The sequence below is a fragment of the Spongiimicrobium sp. 3-5 genome (genome assembly GCF_046557915.1).
Taxonomy (GTDB): domain Bacteria; phylum Bacteroidota; class Bacteroidia; order Flavobacteriales; family Flavobacteriaceae; genus JBHEBG01.
Map to the genome: position 1 here is coordinate 260,854 of NZ_JBHEBG010000003.1, position 17,628 is coordinate 278,481.

14 protein-coding genes and 1 other RNA gene are annotated in these 17,628 nt (G+C 41.3%); 4 read left to right on the forward strand and 11 right to left on the reverse strand.

The genetic code is table 11. The features are described 5' to 3' along the window. Nucleotides 1–5: 5 nt before the first annotated feature. The 4 genes from ACEQ81_RS12670 to ssrA all read right to left on the reverse strand — a co-directional run bounded on the left by ACEQ81_RS12670 (nucleotide 6) and on the right by ssrA (nucleotide 6,224). Complete coding sequence (locus ACEQ81_RS12670) at nucleotides 6–884, reverse strand: sugar phosphate isomerase/epimerase family protein (RefSeq protein WP_411031271.1); 879 nt, start codon at nucleotides 882–884, stop codon at nucleotides 6–8. 15 nt (nucleotides 885–899) lie between these two features. Then, entirely contained in the window at nucleotides 900–2,417 is a 1,518-nt protein-coding gene (locus ACEQ81_RS12675) for a DUF1501 domain-containing protein (protein WP_411031272.1), read from the reverse strand. Between the two features lie 23 nt (nucleotides 2,418–2,440). After that, nucleotides 2,441–5,218: a PSD1 and planctomycete cytochrome C domain-containing protein gene (locus ACEQ81_RS12680; RefSeq protein WP_411031273.1), complete on the reverse strand. Its 2,778-nt coding sequence runs from the start codon at nucleotides 5,216–5,218 to the stop codon at nucleotides 2,441–2,443. A 610-nt stretch (nucleotides 5,219–5,828) separates the two neighbouring features. Continuing rightward, nucleotides 5,829–6,224, reverse strand: a transfer-messenger RNA (tmRNA) gene (gene ssrA / locus ACEQ81_RS12685). A 297-nt stretch (nucleotides 6,225–6,521) separates the two neighbouring features. Here ssrA and ACEQ81_RS12690 point away from each other — a divergent pair. Next, nucleotides 6,522–7,727, forward strand: a complete 1,206-nt coding sequence (locus tag ACEQ81_RS12690) for an NAD(P)-dependent oxidoreductase (RefSeq protein ID WP_411031274.1) — start codon at nucleotides 6,522–6,524, stop codon at nucleotides 7,725–7,727. Nucleotides 7,728–7,730: 3 nt separating this feature from the next. Here ACEQ81_RS12690 and ACEQ81_RS12695 read toward each other — a convergent pair whose 3' ends face one another. Continuing rightward, nucleotides 7,731–8,846 (reverse strand): Sb-PDE family phosphodiesterase, encoded by a 1,116-nt coding sequence (locus tag ACEQ81_RS12695; RefSeq protein ID WP_411031275.1) that lies wholly within the window; start codon nucleotides 8,844–8,846, stop codon nucleotides 7,731–7,733. A gap of 216 nt (nucleotides 8,847–9,062) precedes the next feature. On the opposite strand from ACEQ81_RS12695, the gene ACEQ81_RS12700 reads away from it, so the two are divergent. Together ACEQ81_RS12700 and ACEQ81_RS12705 are read left to right on the forward strand one after the other, a co-directional pair. Further along, a complete protein-coding gene (locus ACEQ81_RS12700) occupies nucleotides 9,063–9,326 on the forward strand; it encodes a hypothetical protein (protein ID WP_411031276.1) in 264 nt (87 codons plus the stop codon). 36 nt (nucleotides 9,327–9,362) lie between these two features. Next, nucleotides 9,363–9,725, forward strand: a complete 363-nt coding sequence (locus ACEQ81_RS12705; RefSeq protein WP_411031277.1) for a DUF1801 domain-containing protein — start codon at nucleotides 9,363–9,365, stop codon at nucleotides 9,723–9,725. Between the two features lie 49 nt (nucleotides 9,726–9,774). On the opposite strand, the gene ACEQ81_RS12710 is transcribed toward ACEQ81_RS12705, so the two are convergent. Together ACEQ81_RS12710 and kdsA are read right to left on the reverse strand one after the other, a co-directional pair. Beyond that, on the reverse strand, nucleotides 9,775–11,742 hold the full coding sequence (locus tag ACEQ81_RS12710; protein WP_411031278.1) for a DUF3857 domain-containing protein: 1,968 nt from the start codon (nucleotides 11,740–11,742) through the stop codon (nucleotides 9,775–9,777). A gap of 41 nt (nucleotides 11,743–11,783) precedes the next feature. Then, nucleotides 11,784–12,605, reverse strand: a complete 822-nt coding sequence (gene kdsA / locus ACEQ81_RS12715; protein ID WP_411031279.1) for a 3-deoxy-8-phosphooctulonate synthase — start codon at nucleotides 12,603–12,605, stop codon at nucleotides 11,784–11,786. Nucleotides 12,606–12,741: 136 nt separating this feature from the next. Here kdsA and typA point away from each other — a divergent pair, with 136 nt between their 5' ends. Then, entirely contained in the window at nucleotides 12,742–14,541 is a 1,800-nt protein-coding gene (gene typA / locus ACEQ81_RS12720) for a translational GTPase TypA (protein ID WP_411031280.1), read from the forward strand. A 40-nt stretch (nucleotides 14,542–14,581) separates the two neighbouring features. Here the strand turns inward: typA and ppgK are convergent, their stop codons facing one another. The 4 genes from ppgK to ACEQ81_RS12740 form a co-directional block, all read right to left on the reverse strand. Next, nucleotides 14,582–15,349, reverse strand: a complete 768-nt coding sequence (ppgK, locus tag ACEQ81_RS12725; RefSeq protein WP_411031281.1) for a polyphosphate--glucose phosphotransferase — start codon at nucleotides 15,347–15,349, stop codon at nucleotides 14,582–14,584. Nucleotides 15,350–15,411: 62 nt separating this feature from the next. Then, nucleotides 15,412–16,227 (reverse strand): NUDIX hydrolase, encoded by an 816-nt coding sequence (locus ACEQ81_RS12730; RefSeq protein ID WP_411031282.1) that lies wholly within the window; start codon nucleotides 16,225–16,227, stop codon nucleotides 15,412–15,414. Nucleotides 16,228–16,244: 17 nt separating this feature from the next. Continuing rightward, nucleotides 16,245–16,928 carry a cell division ATP-binding protein FtsE gene (locus ACEQ81_RS12735; protein WP_411031283.1) on the reverse strand — a complete coding sequence of 228 codons (684 nt, stop codon included), beginning with the start codon at nucleotides 16,926–16,928 and terminating at the stop codon, nucleotides 16,245–16,247. A 51-nt stretch (nucleotides 16,929–16,979) separates the two neighbouring features. Continuing rightward, nucleotides 16,980–17,609, reverse strand: a complete 630-nt coding sequence (locus ACEQ81_RS12740) for a LysE family translocator (RefSeq protein ID WP_411031284.1) — start codon at nucleotides 17,607–17,609, stop codon at nucleotides 16,980–16,982. Nucleotides 17,610–17,628 lie beyond the last annotated feature (19 nt).

Consider the following 17,628-nt stretch of genomic DNA (forward strand, 5'->3'; position numbering starts at 1 on the left):
GCGCTTTACTCAATATTCAATCGTTCCTTGATCACTTTCATCATATAGAGATTTGCTTTCCATTGATTTGCAACGGGCAATCTTGTATAGGGTAAGGTAGGCATGTAGTCTGCTGGCCCAAATTCTGTTGTTAGTGTAAAATTGTTGCTGGTCTCCCAATTTCTCCTAATTATTTTCTCCCATATATCAACATGTCTGTTTACGGCATCTTTCCATTCCGGGGCCTCCGGGTCGTTTACCTGTGGTCCTTGGGCATGGCCTACACGTGCATGTAGGTGATGTGTGCGGTTTATCACATCCAAAAGATCCTGGTCTTGATTTTCTAACAAGGATTCATGTACCACCATCCAATGACTAATATCTAGATTTAACTTTAGTTCTGGTATTTGAGAGATATAGGTTTTGGTTGCTGGTAGGTTAAAACTAAACCGACCTCTGTGGGTTTCGTGGTAAATTGGAATGTTGGTTTCCTTTGAGATTTTGTTTGCCAAGTCTATAAACGCCTTGTTCTGTTCAAAAGAGAAAAAGTCACTTCCGGTATGACAGTTTATATACTCAGGAGACCAGCTGGCCAACTTTCTTAAGTGTTGCCCATATCCTTTTAAACTTTCTTCAAAGGGTATGGACTTATTTGTGCCGTTTAGAAGGCCTAGTTTTAAATTGTATTTTTTAAGAGCGCCCTTTAATTGCATTTGGGCTTTCTCGTCCCTCGGTAACCATATTTCAATACCATCATAACCTTCTTTATGTGTTTTTTCGCAAAAAACATCCCAAGAGGAGGTACGGCCCCAATCGGTTTGAAAAAATTGAATGGTTTTGTTCTCTTGACCGTGAATTTGAATCCCAAATAAGAACAGTGTAAAAAGAAGTATGCTATTTTTCATTTTTATAGAAGTTGGTTAGGCTAAAATCTCACGGATTACTTCTCCTTCCACATCGGTAAGGCGGAACGGTCTTCCTTGAAAATTAAAGGTAAATTGTTCATGGTCAAAACCAAGTAAGTGTAAAACTGTGGCATGTACATCATGAACGGAAACTCTACCATCTATACCGGAAAAGCCTATTGCATCTGTTTGGCCATGGGAAGCTCCTTTTTTAATGCCTCCGCCAGCCATCCACATGGTAAAGGCATCTCCATGATGGTCACGACCCTTGAAGCCCATGGTTTTCCCTTCCCTGTTCTCCTGCATGGGAGTCCTGCCAAATTCACCGCCCCAAACCACTAATGTATCTTCTAAAAGTCCTCTTTGTTTTAAATCCAGTAAGAGCGCTGTCATGGGCCTATCTATCTCCCTACATTTATTTCTAAGCCCTAAATCGACCGCCGTATCGGCATCTGTACCATGAGCATCCCATCCCCAGTCAAACAATTGTACAAAGCGAACACCGTCTTCGACTAATTTTCTTGCTAAAAGGCAGTTGTTGGCAAAAGATTCCTTACCCGGTTCCACCCCGTACATTTCTTTTATGTATTCCGGTTCATTATTTATGTTCATGATTTCGGGAACTGCGATCTGCATTCTATAGGCCATTTCATATTGATTGATTCTAGCTAAAATCTCTGGATCGGCATATCTGGCATATTCTTTCTTATTGATTTCATTGATGGCATGGATAGTGCTTTTTTTAAGGTCTCGTGAAATACCGTCGGGATCTTCAATATATAGTACCGGATCACCTTTAGATCGGCATTGTACTCCTTGATAGACAGAAGGTAAGAATCCACTTCCCCAAACACTTTTCCCTGCACTTGGTGCCTTACCGCCGGAAGTAAGTACTACAAATCCCGGTAGATTTTGATTTTCTGAACCTAAGCCATACGTTATCCATGACCCTATACTAGGTCTTCCCAATCTTGGACTGCCCGTATGCATGAACAGTTGTGCAGGACCATGGTTGAATTGATCGGTATGAACCGCTTTTAAAAATGCTACTTCATCAACCACTTTTTTAAAATGTGGTAGATTGTCCGATACCCAATTGCCAGATTCCCCTTCCTTTTTAAAGGTTGCCTGAGGGCCTAAAAGTTTGGGTGTACCTCGTATAAATGCAAACTTTTTTCCTTCCAAAAGGGATTGTGGGCATTCTTGATTATTGAGCTTGGCCAACTCCGGTTTGTAGTCGAACATTTCCAATTGGGAGGGTGCCCCCGCCATGTGTAGGAATATGACATTTTTCACCTTAGGAGAAAAAGGTGGAGGCAAAGTGGCCAAAGGATTCAGGTCTCGTTCCGAGAAACCGGATTTGAGATTGTTGCCGGTTTCTCTAGAGTTTAAAGGGTCGCATCCCATAAAGATAGATCCCAAAGCTAGACCGCCCATTCCCGTAGCACATTGTTTAATAAAATGCCTTCGGGTCTTGGTTTCCAAATCCCTTTGTACTTTTTCGGCTATGAGTCTATCTAAATAATTGTTCATGTAAAATTCTTTGTCTGAAACGATTATGCCTTTGTCAAAAATTCGTCCAGGTTCATTATGGCATTGGCTACCACGGTCAATGCCGCTAATTTGGCACTTGGGGTTTCCTCTAGTCCAATAAAATTTTGTTCAGGCTTTATTCCAGTGGTAAATTCGGCCAGTGCTTGATTATATAGGTTCTTTAAAACGTTTAATTTCCCCTCGTCAATCTCATATAATGTCGCTTTTTTAAATCCGTTTGAAATTCCTATATCTATATTTTCTACATCCATCGATTTGGCTAATTCGTAGGCCGCCTCTAAATAAACCGGGTCGTTAAGAGTGACCAAGGCCTGTAGTGGTGTGTTGGTGACCGTGCGACGAATGGTACAAACCTCCCTACTGCCTGCGTCAAAAGTAATGAATGATGGGTATGGGCTTGTGCGTTTTAAATAGGTATAAATTCCACGTCTATATTTATCCTCTCCTTTGCTTTCTTCCCACGATGCATCACTATACACCGTCTGCCATACCCCATCTGGTTGCGGTGGCATTACACTGGGGCCGTACATTTTTTTGCTCAGCAAACCAGAAACGGCCAATGCTTGGTCCCTAATCTCTTCTGCGGTTAAGCGTAATCTAGGTCCGCGCGCATAAAGCTCATTATTGGGGTCTTTTTGATATACTTCAGGTGTAATTATAGAACTTTGCCTATAGGTGCCGGACATAACAATCTCTTTTATCAATGCTTTCATACCCCAATCATGCTTATTCATAAAACGAAGGGAAAGCCAATCCAATAGCTCAGGATGACTTGGAGGGTCCGATTGGGTACCCATGTCTTCTAAAGAGGCTACAATTCCCCTTCCGAAAATTTGATGCCATACACGATTTACCATGGTACGGGCCGTCAATGGATTTTCTTTGCTTACTATCCATTTTGAAAGTCCTAAACGATTATTCGGCCATTCCTTCTTAAACGGATTGAGCGATTTTGGAGTGCCGGGTTGTACCGTATCCGTTTGCACTAACCAACTGCCGCGTTCAAATACTTGAGTTGCCCTGGCCATATCGCTATGGTTTTCAACCATAATGGGAAGTTCTGGTGTGTTGGCGTTCAATAATTCCAAAAATGACTTATTTACCTGAGTATACCCCGTTTCAGTATGTCCGGGAATATTCTTTAAAAACGCAAACCATGTAATATAACTTGTTGAAACCTGATTTGGAATTTCATCATTATTAGTTTCAAAATAAAGATCAATGGGTCCATCAATATTTTTGAAAGGTATTCTCCTAATAATATTGCCATCCGTCTTATTGATTTTGAACTGTGTCAATATTTCCCCTTCTTTATCCTTTTTTCTTATGGTCATGGAGGTTCCGCTTAAGGAGGCGCTAAAGTTCATGTACATGGCGGATGCACCTTGCGTATTTACGTTTTTAAAAATACAGGAACCATCGTCCCAAAGGGCCAAATACTTAGTATCCGCAAGTTCCCCATTTACAAAGTCCTGTGCATCATGTGCTAAATATTTAGGTTCCATGGATAGTAGGAAATCTTCATAGAAATCAGCTTCCTTTTGAGTACCGTATTTTTTTATCCAAGAGATAACATCGTTTTTTTTTCGATGCTGTTCTTCATTATAAAATCTGAGGTTGGGGCTTTCATCCGGGGTATCCTCATCGGTTGTATTATTAAAAAAGGCCATGGCCTTATAATATTCTTTATGTTTAAAGGGGTCATAAGGATGGCTGTGGCATTGTACACATTCCATGGTTGTGCTCTGCCAAACGGAAAAAGTAGTATTTACCCTATCCAATACGGAAGCCACCCTAAATTCCTCATCATCCGTTCCGCCTTCATCATTGTTCATGGTATTCCTGTGAAATGCGGTGGCAATAAGTTGATCTACCGATGGATCGGGTAACAAATCACCTGCCAATTGTTCTGTAGTAAAACGATTATAGGGCATGTCAATATTAAAAGCGTTAATGACCCAATCCCTATAGCGCCACATGGTTCTTTCGTTATCCTTTTCATAGCCTTTTGTATCGGCATACCTTGCTAGATCTAACCACCAACTGGCCCATTTTTCGCCAAATGTGGCCTGTGCCAACAGACTATCTACAGCGTTCTCGTAGGATATCTTTCCGTTGGTAAAATCTTCTGCCATTGTATTGGTAGGGGGTAATCCTGTAAGGTCGAAGGCTAATCTCCTGATAATTACATTTTTCTCAGCAGGACTATTCGGAAACAATGCTTCATTTTTTAAACGGGCCAAAATAAAATAGTCGATATCATTTTGCAGAAAGTCATTACCGATATCCGGTGTTACGCTAGCTTCTAGGGTAACTGAAGGAACATCAACTTCTTCGGGTAATGAATATGCCCAATGTTGACCCCATTTCGCTCCTTGATCGATCCACTTGGTCAGTAATTCTATTTCTTTCTCCGATAATTTTGGCTTTTCATAAGGCATTCTTAACTCTGGGTTTTCCTCATGAAGTCTTTTTATTAACTCGCTACTACCGGCATGTCCCGGGATAATGGCCGGTTTGCCCGATTCTGTATTGGCAAAGGCTTCTTCCTTAAATAATAGGCTAAAACCACCACTTTTTTTTATACCACCATGACAGGTAATGCATTTTTTGTTTAGGATAGGTTTTATTTGAGTGCTAAAATCTATTTGCTCAGAAGACGTATCACAAGAATAAATCAATGTAAAAACTACCAATAACACAAAACTTCCGGTATATGAAAAGAGGTCGGTCTTATTCATATCTGTTAGAAATTTCTCAATAGTTGGAAGAAGTTTCATTCTGTTGGCTTTTGCACTCAGAGTCTATTCAAAAAAATTTGTGTAAAGAATTCATCTTACGCTATCTGCAAATTCTCGTTGGGCAAGATTCACCTTTATTGTACGCACTTTATCCGTTCAGATAGCACACCCATTAAATAATTCTAAATATAGAGAATTATCTGTTATTTGATCAGCGAGGTATTTTTGAGTGTCGTGGAGCCGGAGACGGCCGAGCGTAAAGAGAATGTCCTGCGGACATTTTTAGCGCAGGAGCGAGCTGGCGCGTGGGCCTTCGAATCCCGGAGATGAAACGAAAAAAGCCACCGCAAGGTGGCTTTTATAGTGGAGCCGGAGACGGCCGAGCGTAAAGAAAATGTCCTGTGGACATTTTTAGCACAGGAGCGAGCTGGCGCGTGGGCTTTCGAATCCCGTAGGCGAAACGAAAAAAAGCCACCGCAAGGTGGCTTTTATAGTGGAGCCGGAGGGATTACCTAGCGGTTTTCCCTCCTAACCATTGTTGCAAATAAAAATACCCGTTGCTAGAGCAACGGGCATCTTAAAACTTTCCAAAATACTCAAGCAAGCTTGGTATTTTTCCAAGTTTTAATCTGCGTAGTATTTTTGAGTGTCGTGGAGCCGGAGGGATTCGAACCCTCGTCCAAACAAGCAATTGCAATATTTTCTACATGCTTAGTTTTTGATTGATTGTAGATGTATACCTGACCAAAAACAGCCTAATATACACTTAGCTTCTTTAGTTTTAAGACCGTGCCAAAGCCTCACGATCCCTATGTTGACATTTATGGTGCCCCGGAATGGATCGCCGTCAACAAGGGCTATCCAGGGACATCTCGCTTTCCCGCCTTGCGGGAACGAGGCCAATCCTACTATAATTCGGATTAAGCGGCAAGAGCGTAGTTATTATCGCCAATTAAAAGTGTGAAATATGAGATTTACGAGCTGTACCTCAGCGCTCGGCATGCTTACATTCCAATTGGTCTCGCTGTCAAAACCAGTCGGCCCCTTCAATGCTCGGAAAATTACTTCCAAAACACCTTTTTTTTCAATGAACTCCTTGGGCGTTGCCACTATCACAGATAGCCGCCGGGCTTTTCGCTATATCTTTTTTACCTTTGCCAAAACGTAAAAAAGGATGTCACTACAATCCCTAACGCAACTCCCATCCCCGCAAGAACAACCTTGGCAGGGCAGGTCGGCAAAGATACCCCAAAAAGTATTCCAAAAAAAGTTTTGTAAGGCCGTAACCAACTGTTACATTTGAAACTAGAATAACCATAAAAGTTACAAAACCATATATTTTATGAAATTTGGTATCATCAGAGAACGTAAAAATCCGCCTGATAGGCGCGTAGTACTGTCCCCTACAGCCTGTAAAAAAATCGTAGCATCGCATCCCAATGCCCAAATAACCGTAGAACCTTCGCCCATACGGGTCTTTAACGATGAAGAATACGCTAAGGCCGGTATTGCTGTGGCTTCCCAGATGGAGGCCTGTGATGTACTATTTGGTGTTAAGGAAGTGCCTATAGAAGCCCTGATACCCAATAAATCCTATTTTTTCTTTTCGCACACCATAAAAAAGCAACCCTATAACCGCAAATTATTACAGGCGGTGTTGGAGAAGAACATTACACTTTACGATCATGAGGTTATTACCGACCAAAAAAACAGGCGTTTGGTAGCTTTTGGTAGGTATGCCGGTATCGTAGGAGCCTACAACGGTTTTAGGACCTACGGTATAAAAACACGGGGCTATGATATCCCCAAGGCCGAGGAACTGCCAGATCAACAAGCATTGATTGCCACACTTAAGAAAATTCCACTACCCAACATAAAAATATTGCTCACCGGAAAGGGTAGGGTAGGTAATGGTTCCAAAGAAATGTTAGACGGCATGGGCCTTAAGGAAGTTAGCGTCCTAGATTATCTAAACAACGAATTTAATGTACCTGTCTATTGCCAGATCGATGTATCCGAATACAATCTAAGAAAAGACGGCGTAAAGGGCAATATGCAAGACTTTTTTGATAATCCGGGCGAGTACAAGTCCAACTTCTTTCGTTTTGCCAAGGTAACCGACTTCTATATAGCTGGGCATTTTTATGGGGATGGGGCGCCTTTTCTCTACACCCGCGAGGATGTGAAGCAACCCGATTTTAAGATTCGGGTGGTAGCCGACATCAGTTGCGATATAGATGGCCCTGTGGCGACTACACTACGCGCTTCTACCGTGGCCGATCCTATCTATGGGTACGACCCGCAGACCGAAACCGAGACCGATTTTATGGCACCCAATGCCGTAGCCGTAATGGCAGTGGACAATCTGCCATGCGAATTACCACGCGATGCCAGTGAAGGTTTTGGCCAATCGTTCGTAGACCACGTAATACCGGCCTTTTTCAACGGTGACGCCAATGGGGTATTGGAACGTGCAAGGATGACGCAAAACGGCCAACTCACAGCAAATTTCGCTTATTTACAAGACTATGTAGACGGTAAGGAATAAACTTTATTCTACCGTAACGTCCCAACTTAGGGTAGGTTGTGTCTTTGGAGCTGTATAGGCACGTAGCGCCTTTAGCCTTAGATCCACAGCTTTCATTCGTTCTAAGGTTTTTATCTGCAAAACAACGGTACCCTTCGCCGGCGCTTCAAAAATGGGAGCGCGACTATAAAAAGTGTAAGGCATAGCATTCTCAAACAGCAGGTCACTACTGCTCACATTCCTAAGTACCACTTCCAAAATATCGCTATCTGGTATATAGGAGGCTTTAGTTATTTGAATACAGCTTTGTAATAACGGATTAAGAAACTCTGGCCTTCCAACCAAAAGGTCGTTGTAGGCTGCCACGGTACGCCGTTGAAACAGAGCTTCGCGTATGCTGGCCTCGCTCTTTTCCTTGGCAAAGATTAGGGTTATGGGCCTGTGGTTGTCTTCTTGGGTATAGTCCCAGGTAATAAGATCGTGCACATCACTGGTTCCCATAATGGTCAGGTTATGCTCCAAGGCCAGGGCTAACGATTCCTCCGCATAATCCTTGCTGTTGATCACCTCAATACCGTGCAGTTCGTTGTTTTTTATGCGATCCTTTTGGAAGTCGCTCAAAATAGGATTGCCAGTTCGGCTCTGAGGATACCATGCCGGATGGTTCCAAAAAACAAAGGCCCCTTGCTTTTTCGCTTCGGCAAAGGCGGCCACCGAATCTTTTACTAACATTGGATTGGCGTCGGTAATAAAGATGGCATTGCTATGCCCTGCTGGGGGTTGTCGGGTGATTTCGGTACCATGCACTACCAACAAATTATGATCCTTGGCCTCGGCAAGCGCCAATTTAAATGATCGGTTACGATCCGGGTGTGGAATATCATCGATGTGGGGCTGGTATTCCAAGTGTTCCGTAAGTGAAATAACGTCCAGGCTATCGCGTAAAGCTTCCATTACCCGTATTCGTGGCCAAACATTGCCGTCCGAAAAAACGGTATGTTGGTGTAGATCTGCTTTTAGGGTAATATAGCCTTCGATATTGGGATAGGTTATGGCCCCGGGGCCTGTATGTGAGTGACTTTGGGCCGAAAGATTTACTATGGCCAACAAGCAAAGGAGAAGCGTGGTAATTCTTTTCATGTTCCGTGGTATTTTCTTCAAAATTAATGGATAAATCATAGTGTGCATTAAGTCTGGGAATTATCAATATTAAGAAAAGGTTAAATAAATTTCCCGATTATTAACTGTTACGGGCATAAGGGTGTCGTAAGCCCATGCCAAAGAACCGCTTGCCGATGACATGGTTAAATTTAAGGCAAAAAATAGTATATTGGTTAGCTATTTTAATAGAAAAAAGTGAAATTTAACTGGATAGGTGCCAAAGATTCCAAGAACAACATTAAAAAGTTCTGCATAGAATTGGAATATGAGCTAAGGCCAAAGATTACCCGTTTTCTAATGTCGCGTTTAGAAAATGAATGCCATGGTGATTTCTCTAGTTTTCACTTTGATATCAATATGGACACAAAACAAGTGACCATATCTGATAAGACCCCGAAAGAATATACCAAAAAAATACAGTCAGATTTTGATATGGAAATCAACAATCCTTGTTGTTAACTTTTGACCTTAATTACTTAATTAGAGGTTATTGGCATGAACCCTTCCGAAACTTACATACTAAATCAACCAGAACCTTATAGGGGTATATTACTTCACCTTCAATCAGTGATAGAGCAAACCGTACCGGAAGTAGATCTAAAATACAAGTACAAAATCCCTTTTTACTATATCAATGGAAAACCTTTTTGTTATTTAAACAAGGCCAAAGACTATGTAGATTTAGGTTTTTGGCACGCATCACATCTTACGGTACATTTGGAACATATGACCGCGGCCGGGAGAAAAGTAATGCGTTCCCTTAGATATAAAACCTTGGAAGAAATAGATCATCAAATACTTTCGGATATACTTAAAGACGCCTATTCGGTAAGAGAAAAGAAGTTTTATAAACAGTGAATAGTTGTTAACTGGCAATAATCGATCACCATCAGTTCATTGCCAATCACTAACTTTTCTTTAGGACAATAAACGATTTGTTCTGAATATTGACAATATGAGTAAAAAAATCCTTTAGTGAGGAGTAGATATCTGGGTTGTAATAGGGGTTCTTTAACGCAAGATCAAAGAAAATAACTATGTTCTGGTTGTTGGTAGCGCCACATTCAAACTTCAGGGTTGCCCTGTCTCCCTCCAAAGTGAACATCTGCTTTTTAGGAAGTTCCAAAACTTCATATCCCTCGGGCAATATTATATTCAAATTGTAGGTGTAATTTCTGGTGTACCCAAAATCTATGGGATAGTTCCTTTCTTCTAACGTAAAAGGGTTTTTGCTGAAGAATTTGATAATAAATGGGTCTAAATAAATCTTTTCATTGTCAACGATGTCTTCTACTTCATATTCAAACCGTTCAGTGGTCATACGATCGGTGCTTCTTTCTTCAAACAAAGTGTAGTTGGTAACGTAGCAATCTTTACCTACCTTTTCTTCCACCCTGCGCAAGTAGTCTTCCTCATTGGAATTTGTCATGGAGTTTCGTTTTGAAACAGCAAAATAGCCTTCGTTTGTTTCATCAAAAACCCCAATTACCTTCTCATTTTCCAAATCAAATTTTATTTGGGCCCTTACAGTACGTTTGTTTTTGCCTGCTGGTATAATGTTTTCCCAGTAGCTTTCATTTTTAAAATCCATTACCCTTCCGTAATGATTAAGGCATCTAAAGGGTAGCATACCAAAAGGGCTCACTTTATCCGAGGCATCCAATAAATAAGCTTGTCCATCAATGGTTACTTGGGCAATAACATAGTTAAAATCACTCATCACGGGGTGCACCTTTTTTGGAAGGCCATTTTGTCTTGTGGACAGTAGCATTAATTTGGCGTTTATTCCCGCAGAATTTAACAAATTGATCAACGATATGTTGATTTCCCCAATATTCCCCTTCCTTTCATCAAATGCTTTTTTTACCCGTATATTTCTGTAAATACCATATTTACCATTCCATGCAAAATGATTTTGGACAAATGCGTAGATGTTTTTGGCTCTAGTAATCGCGTCACCTTCAACAAGCAAACTTGCAGGAACGTTCTTTTCAAAAAACCCTTTTTTGGTCAATTGTCTACCGATATCCTTGTCCAATCTAAATTCCTTGTCTACATCCTTCCAGCTTTTTGTGAATTGGTCTTTTGTGCCGTCAAATCGGATTAATTCGGAGAGTTCGAAATCGATTTTCGAAATATAATTGGATGCAGAAAGCATATAATCCTCCTCCTCTTTAAAGGCAGGCACGTTTTTCATAGCGTATTTTAAAACCTCACAAGAAGCATCTTTGGAGGTTCCTGTAACGTGAAGACAATCCCTTTTTATACTAGCATCGTTAACGTCCAATTTTAAGAACCCGGTTAGACTGCGGTTATAGAGGAAATTACCTGGTATCTTGGCATTAAACTCGCTATAGACCTTTGGGATGTTGGCTTGAAAATACCATCCATTAAAGTTAAAGTAGAATGGTGAAACTAGGGTATAAGAGTATTCCAATACCGATCCAATTTTTACATTCGAAAATGTAAACTTTTTTTGAGACCACCTTTCGCTGGTGTCCTCTGAATAAATCTTGTCCGGTAACAAGTAATCCCTTAGATTTCCGTTATGCGTCACCGCTTTAATTTTTTCTACTTTTTCCGATAGTTTGCTACCCCGGTAATAGGGGATTTCAATATTAGCCTCCTGTATACCTGCTTCCTTTAAAATTTTAATTTTTATGTGGTACTTCTTTACTACCTGTAGCCTACCGGAAATTTCTTGGAAATAATTGTCTCCCCGCTCATACAGTACAACGGCCACAGCTGTGGTATCTTGGTCATAAATCTGGAAGTTCTCTTCTTCTGGTGTAAGTTTCCCAAAGTCGTCTTTCTGGGAATACATAATGGATGTGCAGCACAAAACAGTCAAAACTAGTAGGTAGTTCTTGTTCATATTTAAAAATTTGGGTAAACAATAATCAAATTAAAGTAGGTTTATTCTAAACTATTCACAGTTTTTCGTAGGGCAGTTAAATTGGCGAGCAACTTCTCCAAATGATCTAGATGAAGCATGTTGGCCCCGTCGCTTTTGGCATTTGCCGGGTCAAAATGAGTCTCCATAAAAATACCGTCTACACCGGCAGCAATTCCTGCACGGGCAACGGTTTCAATCATATCTGGCCTGCCACCTGTAACGCCGGCAGCTTGGTTGGGTTGTTGTAAGGAATGGGTAACATCTAATACCACCGGTGCATATTGTTTCATGGTAGGGACACCCCTAAAATCGACCACCATATCCTGATACCCGAACATTGTGCCCCTATCGGTGATCCATACTTGCTGGTTACCAGAATCGACTACCTTGGTAACCGCATGTTTCATGCTCTCCGGACTCATAAACTGGCCTTTTTTTAGGTTTACCACCTTGCCCGTTTTTGCGGCGGCAACGACCAAATCTGTCTGCCTTACCAAAAAAGCAGGTATTTGCAGTACGTCTACATAGGCGGCGGCCTTTTCCGCATCCGAAACCTCATGAATATCGGTGACCGTAGGTACCTTAAAGGTGTCCGATACTTTTTTCAATATTTTTAATGCCTTTTCATCACCAATTCCGGTAAACGAATCTACCCGGCTGCGGTTGGCCTTTTTAAAGCTTCCCTTAAAAACATAGGGTATTTTTAGCTTATCCGTAACCGTCACAATTCTTTCGGCAATACGCATGGCCATATCCTCGCCTTCTATGGCACAGGGTCCGGAAAGCAGAAAAAAATTGTTGCTGTCGGTATGTTTTATTTGTGGAATTAAATCAAGTTTCATGCACATCTAATTAACAGGGCAAAGATAACAGTTTTAGAATGCTTAGAACTGGCTCAAAATCAATAAGATAAAAATAATGTAAGTTTATGCTACGGTGCAAAAAATAGCAGTATCTTTGCACGCTCAAAACAGCACTATGTCAGCTACAAAGAATATTGCCATTATTGCCCACGTAGACCACGGTAAAACAACCTTGGTAGATAAAATTATGCACCATTGTTCGCTTTTCCGCGAAAACGAAAAAACGGGCGACTTAATTTTGGACAATAACGATTTGGAACGAGAACGTGGTATTACCATTGTTTCCAAAAACGTTTCCGTAGTGTACAAGGACACTAAGATCAATATAATAGACACTCCCGGTCACGCCGATTTTGGAGGGGAAGTAGAACGTGTCCTTAACATGGCTGATGGTGTATTGCTATTGGTGGATGCTTTTGAAGGACCCATGCCGCAAACCCGTTTTGTATTACAAAAGGCCATTGATCTGGGGCTAAAACCATGCGTGGTGATCAATAAGGTTGACAAGGAAAATTGTACACCCGAAGAAGTACACGAAAAGGTTTTTGATCTTATGTTCGAATTGGGTGCAGAAGAATGGCAGTTAGATTTTCCCACGGTTTACGGATCTGCCAAGAACAACTGGATGAACGAAGATTGGAAGCAAGAGACAGATTCTATTGAGCCCTTATTGGACATGGTGGTAGAACATATTCCAGAATTTAAACCAGAAGAGGGAAACACCCAAATGTTGATTACCTCCTTGGATTTTTCTTCCTTCACCGGAAGAATCGCAATTGGTAGATTACAACGTGGTAGCCTTAATGAAGGACAACAGATATCGCTGGTAAAGCGAGATGGAAGCATAGTGAAATCTAAAATAAAGGAACTTTTCACCTTTGAAGGTCTTGGAAGAAAGAAAGTAACGGAAGTAGTTACCGGAGATATATGTGCCATAGTAGGCTTGGAGGGTTTTGAAATAGGAGATACAATTGCCGATTTGGAAAACCCCGAAGGCCTTAAGACAATTGCCATTGATGAACCTACAATGAGCATGCTATTTACTATCAACGACAGTCCTTTCTTTGGGCAAGATGGTAAATTTGTTACTTCAAGGCACATTAAAGAGCGGTTGGAGCGCGAGTTGGAAAAGAACTTGGCACTTAGGGTAAATGAAACGGATAGCGCAGACAAATTCTTGGTATTTGGCCGTGGGGTATTGCACCTTTCGGTTTTAATAGAAACCATGAGGAGAGAGGGTTATGAGCTACAGATAGGACAACCCCAGGTGATTATTAAAACGGTGGACGGTGTAAAATGTGAGCCTATAGAACAGCTTACCATAGATTTACCCGAAGAAGTTTCCGGTAAGGCCGTGGAGATGGTCTCTATCCGTAAAGGAGAAATGACCAGTATGGAAGCCAAAGGAGATAGAATGGTATGTGAGTTCATAATTCCATCAAGGGGCATTATCGGCCTAAGGAACCAATTGCTTACTGCTACCGCCGGAGAAGCCATTATGGCACACCGGTTTTTGGAATATCAACCTATGAAAGGAGATATCCCACAACGCCAAAATGGTTCTTTGGTATCCATGGAGAAAGGTAAGGCCATTCCATATTCTATTGATAAATTACAGGATAGAGGTCGGTTTTTTGTAGATCCGGGAGAGGATATCTATGAAGGACAGGTCATTGGAGAGAATTCTCGTGGCGATGACATGACCATAAATATTACCAAAACAAAGAAGCTTTCCAATGTACGTTCGGCAGGGGCCGATGATAAAGCCAAAATTGTTCCCGCCATTAAATTCTCATTGGAGGAGGCGTTGGAATATATTCAGAAAGACGAATATGTTGAGGTTACTCCAAAATTCCTTCGTCTTAGAAAGGTTTTTTTAACAGAAGTAGAGCGTAAAAGAAATAAGATAGCGTAAACCGCTTATCTTTTGAATGCTAGGAAAGCCATGGATATTTCTATGGCTTTTCTGTATCCATTACTTCGCCATACTTTTTTACGCAAGCTGTAGCCGCTCCAATGATTCCAGCGTGGTTTTGCAAACCGGCAGGAATTACAAGTGTGTCCACATCTATATATTGGGCGTATTCTTCCCATTCTTTAGACATACCACCACCAATTATGATCAATTCAGGGGCAATAACAAGATTTACGTAGTTTAAGAACTTGTTAAAACGTTTTCCCCATTTTTCATAGCTAAGACCTTCTCGGTCTTTAGCGGACCCGGCGGCCCAGGATTCTATTTTTTCATATTTTTTATAAGGAATTTGACCAAGTTCAAAATTTGGAATCAATCTGCCGTCTAGAAAAGCGCCGCTACCTAGCCCAGTGCCAATGGTTATCATAACCACAAACCCGTCCTTGCCCCTGCCAACGCCATAGTTCATGGCGGCATAACCCGCAGCATCGGCATCATTGATTACAGTAAAGGGTAAGCCCGTGGCCGAGGTAAATAGCTCTTCGGCATTTACACCCCTCCATTTTTTATGTAGGTTGCCATTAGATTTACAGACCCCCTTTTTTATTACTGTAGGAAATCCGCAACCTACAGGCCCCGTATAATTAAAATGTGAAACAATTTGGGCCACAACTTGGGCCATTTCTTCTGGCTTTCGCGATTCGGGAGTGGGTATTCGAAAACGTTTTGTCAGCATTTCCCCAGTTTCTATGTTTACTAGGGCACCTTTAATACCGGAACCACCGATATCAATTCCAAGAACTTCCATTAAGACAAATTATGATTAGCAGCGCAAAGTAACAAAACTTTTTGGGAGGGGGAAAACGCTTTTTAAATCAAGGCTCCTTTTTCTTTCAGAAAACTAAAAATTATTTTGTCCACGGCAGCAATACGGTCTTGGTCATTGAACCCCAACCAAGCTATTTCCGCTATTTCGGAATCGGGTTTAAGCACACCTTTGTAAGTAGCGTAGTAGCAGGTCATCCTTACTATAATGCCCGGTTTGTGCCCATCTGCCGGTGCTTCAAAAATACCCATATATGCTAAGGAAGCCGTGTCCAGGTCTACTGTAAGTTCTTCCTTTATTTCCCGGATCAGGGTTTGGGCATCAGATTCTCCCAGTTCTCTTTTACCACCAGGAATGTAGAATTTTTCCTTGCCCTTGCTCCTAGTACTAAGGATTTTACCGTCTTCCAGGTATATCCAAGCCAGCTTGTCTATGATTTCTTCGGTAGGCTCTATGTAATAGTCAATGGAATCTAGAGTATGGTTGGGATCTATAAAATCCAATAGCTTATCTATTCCCCTGCCAAAACCGGTTAGGGTACCCAATACCTTATTTCTACCTAAGGCACTAGATATGGTCTCATCTCGGTTTCCAAATTTGTACCCATCTTTTTTAACCCATAGCACGTTCAAAAGGTGCTGCATCATTACATTGCCCAACTGGTCCACAGAAATGGCAATCTTTAGGGTATAGACGCCAAGGCCTTTGAAACCTTTGGTGAAAAGTGTATGTAACAATCCATAGATAAAACCTAGAGGGCCAGTGATTATCAATAAAATAAGTGAAATAAAGAACAGCAAAATCCCCAACAAGGGATTTACTTTTTTATCAGCACGATAAACGCGTTTTTTTAGGATCATGTGTTTCCCCAAGGGTGTTAAACGGCCTTTTGAATTACTTCAAAGACCTTGTTGCCATCACATTTTAGCGTTTTTGAGGGGTATTTCAAAATAAGGGCATAATCATGCGTTGCCATGAGGATGGTTCTTCCAGCCTTATTGATTTCTTGCAGCACTTTCATTACCTCCACGCTGGTTTGTGGATCCAAATTACCCGTGGGCTCATCAGCCAATATAAGTTCTGGGTCGTTCAATAGGGCACGGGCTATGGCAATACGCTGCTGTTCCCCACCAGAGAGTTCATGGGGAAATTTAAAACCTTTTGTTTTCATTCCTACCTTATCCAAAACATCTTCTACTTTTGCTGCCATTTTATCGGGATCCTTCCACCCTGTGGCTTTCAAAACAAAAAGTAGATTATTGTTAACGTTCCGGTCTGGTAGTAGTTTAAAATCCTGGAATACAATCCCCAATTTTCTTCTTAAAAAAGGGATATCCTTTTCTTCCAATGTCTTAAGGTTAAAGCCCACAATTCTTCCATTGCCTTCCTGCAAGGGTAAATCGGCATATAGGGTTTTCATAAAGCTACTCTTTCCGCTTCCGGTCTTCCCTATTAAATACACAAAATCTCCCTTTTTAACCTCAAGGGTAATATCGTTGAGTACCATATTCTCCTTTTGGAAAACTGCCACATCCTTTAGTTTTAAAATGCCTTCTGCCATAGCTTTTGTTGTTTTAGCGAGTCCGTTCTTTAAGCCGGTGGGTTAAATTCCTCAATTGTTGCTTCGCCTTACCAAGGAAAGCATCAATCCACTAAAGATTAAGAGGGCACCTACAATTTTGTTTTGTAAATATACCTTTTCATTATTTTCCAGATAACTCTTAAGTCGTTCTGCAAATCTCGAATAGATTAAGAGCGATAAGCCATCAATACTTAGAAAGGTTACGGCCAAGATTGCCACTTGTGGTACAAATGGTAGTGCGGGGTCTATAAACAGGGGAAACAAGGCGGCAAAAAAAACAATGGCCTTAGGATTTGCGGCCGACATAAGAAAGCCTTCGGAATACATACTAAAAAAAGTCCTTGTCCTTACGGTACTTTTCATTTTTTGATTTTTAGGTCGATGTATTATTTTTTGTACCCCCATATAGATTAAATACGCGACCCCAAGCCATTTTATAAGCTGAAACAATTCTCCCGAAGCAATCACTATAGAGGCTAGCCCTGCGGAGGCCAGAACAATCTGGCAAAGATTGGCCGATAGATCGCCCAAGATTGTGCCAACAGTTTTTTTAACCCCATAATTCATGCTATTGGCGGTAGCCAGTAGCACACTGGGGCCAGGGGTAAACGCCAAAATAAGGGCGGCACCTACAAACGATATCCATATTGTAAACTCCATAGACTATAAAGATAATGTG

Coding starts and splice junctions, on each gene's coding strand:
- ACEQ81_RS12670 (WP_411031271.1), bottom strand. CDS start 884: ATGAAAAATAGCATACTTCTTTTTACACTGTTCTTATTTGGGATTCAA.
- ACEQ81_RS12675 (WP_411031272.1), bottom strand. CDS start 2,417: ATGAACAATTATTTAGATAGACTCATAGCCGAAAAAGTACAAAGGGAT.
- ACEQ81_RS12680 (WP_411031273.1), bottom strand. CDS start 5,218: ATGAAACTTCTTCCAACTATTGAGAAATTTCTAACAGATATGAATAAG.
- ACEQ81_RS12690 (WP_411031274.1), top strand. CDS start 6,522: ATGAAATTTGGTATCATCAGAGAACGTAAAAATCCGCCTGATAGGCGC.
- ACEQ81_RS12695 (WP_411031275.1), bottom strand. CDS start 8,846: ATGAAAAGAATTACCACGCTTCTCCTTTGCTTGTTGGCCATAGTAAAT.
- ACEQ81_RS12705 (WP_411031277.1), top strand. CDS start 9,363: ATGAACCCTTCCGAAACTTACATACTAAATCAACCAGAACCTTATAGG.
- ACEQ81_RS12710 (WP_411031278.1), bottom strand. CDS start 11,742: ATGAACAAGAACTACCTACTAGTTTTGACTGTTTTGTGCTGCACATCC.
- kdsA (WP_411031279.1), bottom strand. CDS start 12,605: ATGAAACTTGATTTAATTCCACAAATAAAACATACCGACAGCAACAAT.
- typA (WP_411031280.1), top strand. CDS start 12,742: ATGTCAGCTACAAAGAATATTGCCATTATTGCCCACGTAGACCACGGT.
- ppgK (WP_411031281.1), bottom strand. CDS start 15,349: ATGGAAGTTCTTGGAATTGATATCGGTGGTTCCGGTATTAAAGGTGCC.
- ACEQ81_RS12730 (WP_411031282.1), bottom strand. CDS start 16,227: ATGATCCTAAAAAAACGCGTTTATCGTGCTGATAAAAAAGTAAATCCC.
- ACEQ81_RS12735 (WP_411031283.1), bottom strand. CDS start 16,928: ATGGCAGAAGGCATTTTAAAACTAAAGGATGTGGCAGTTTTCCAAAAG.
- ACEQ81_RS12740 (WP_411031284.1), bottom strand. CDS start 17,609: ATGGAGTTTACAATATGGATATCGTTTGTAGGTGCCGCCCTTATTTTG.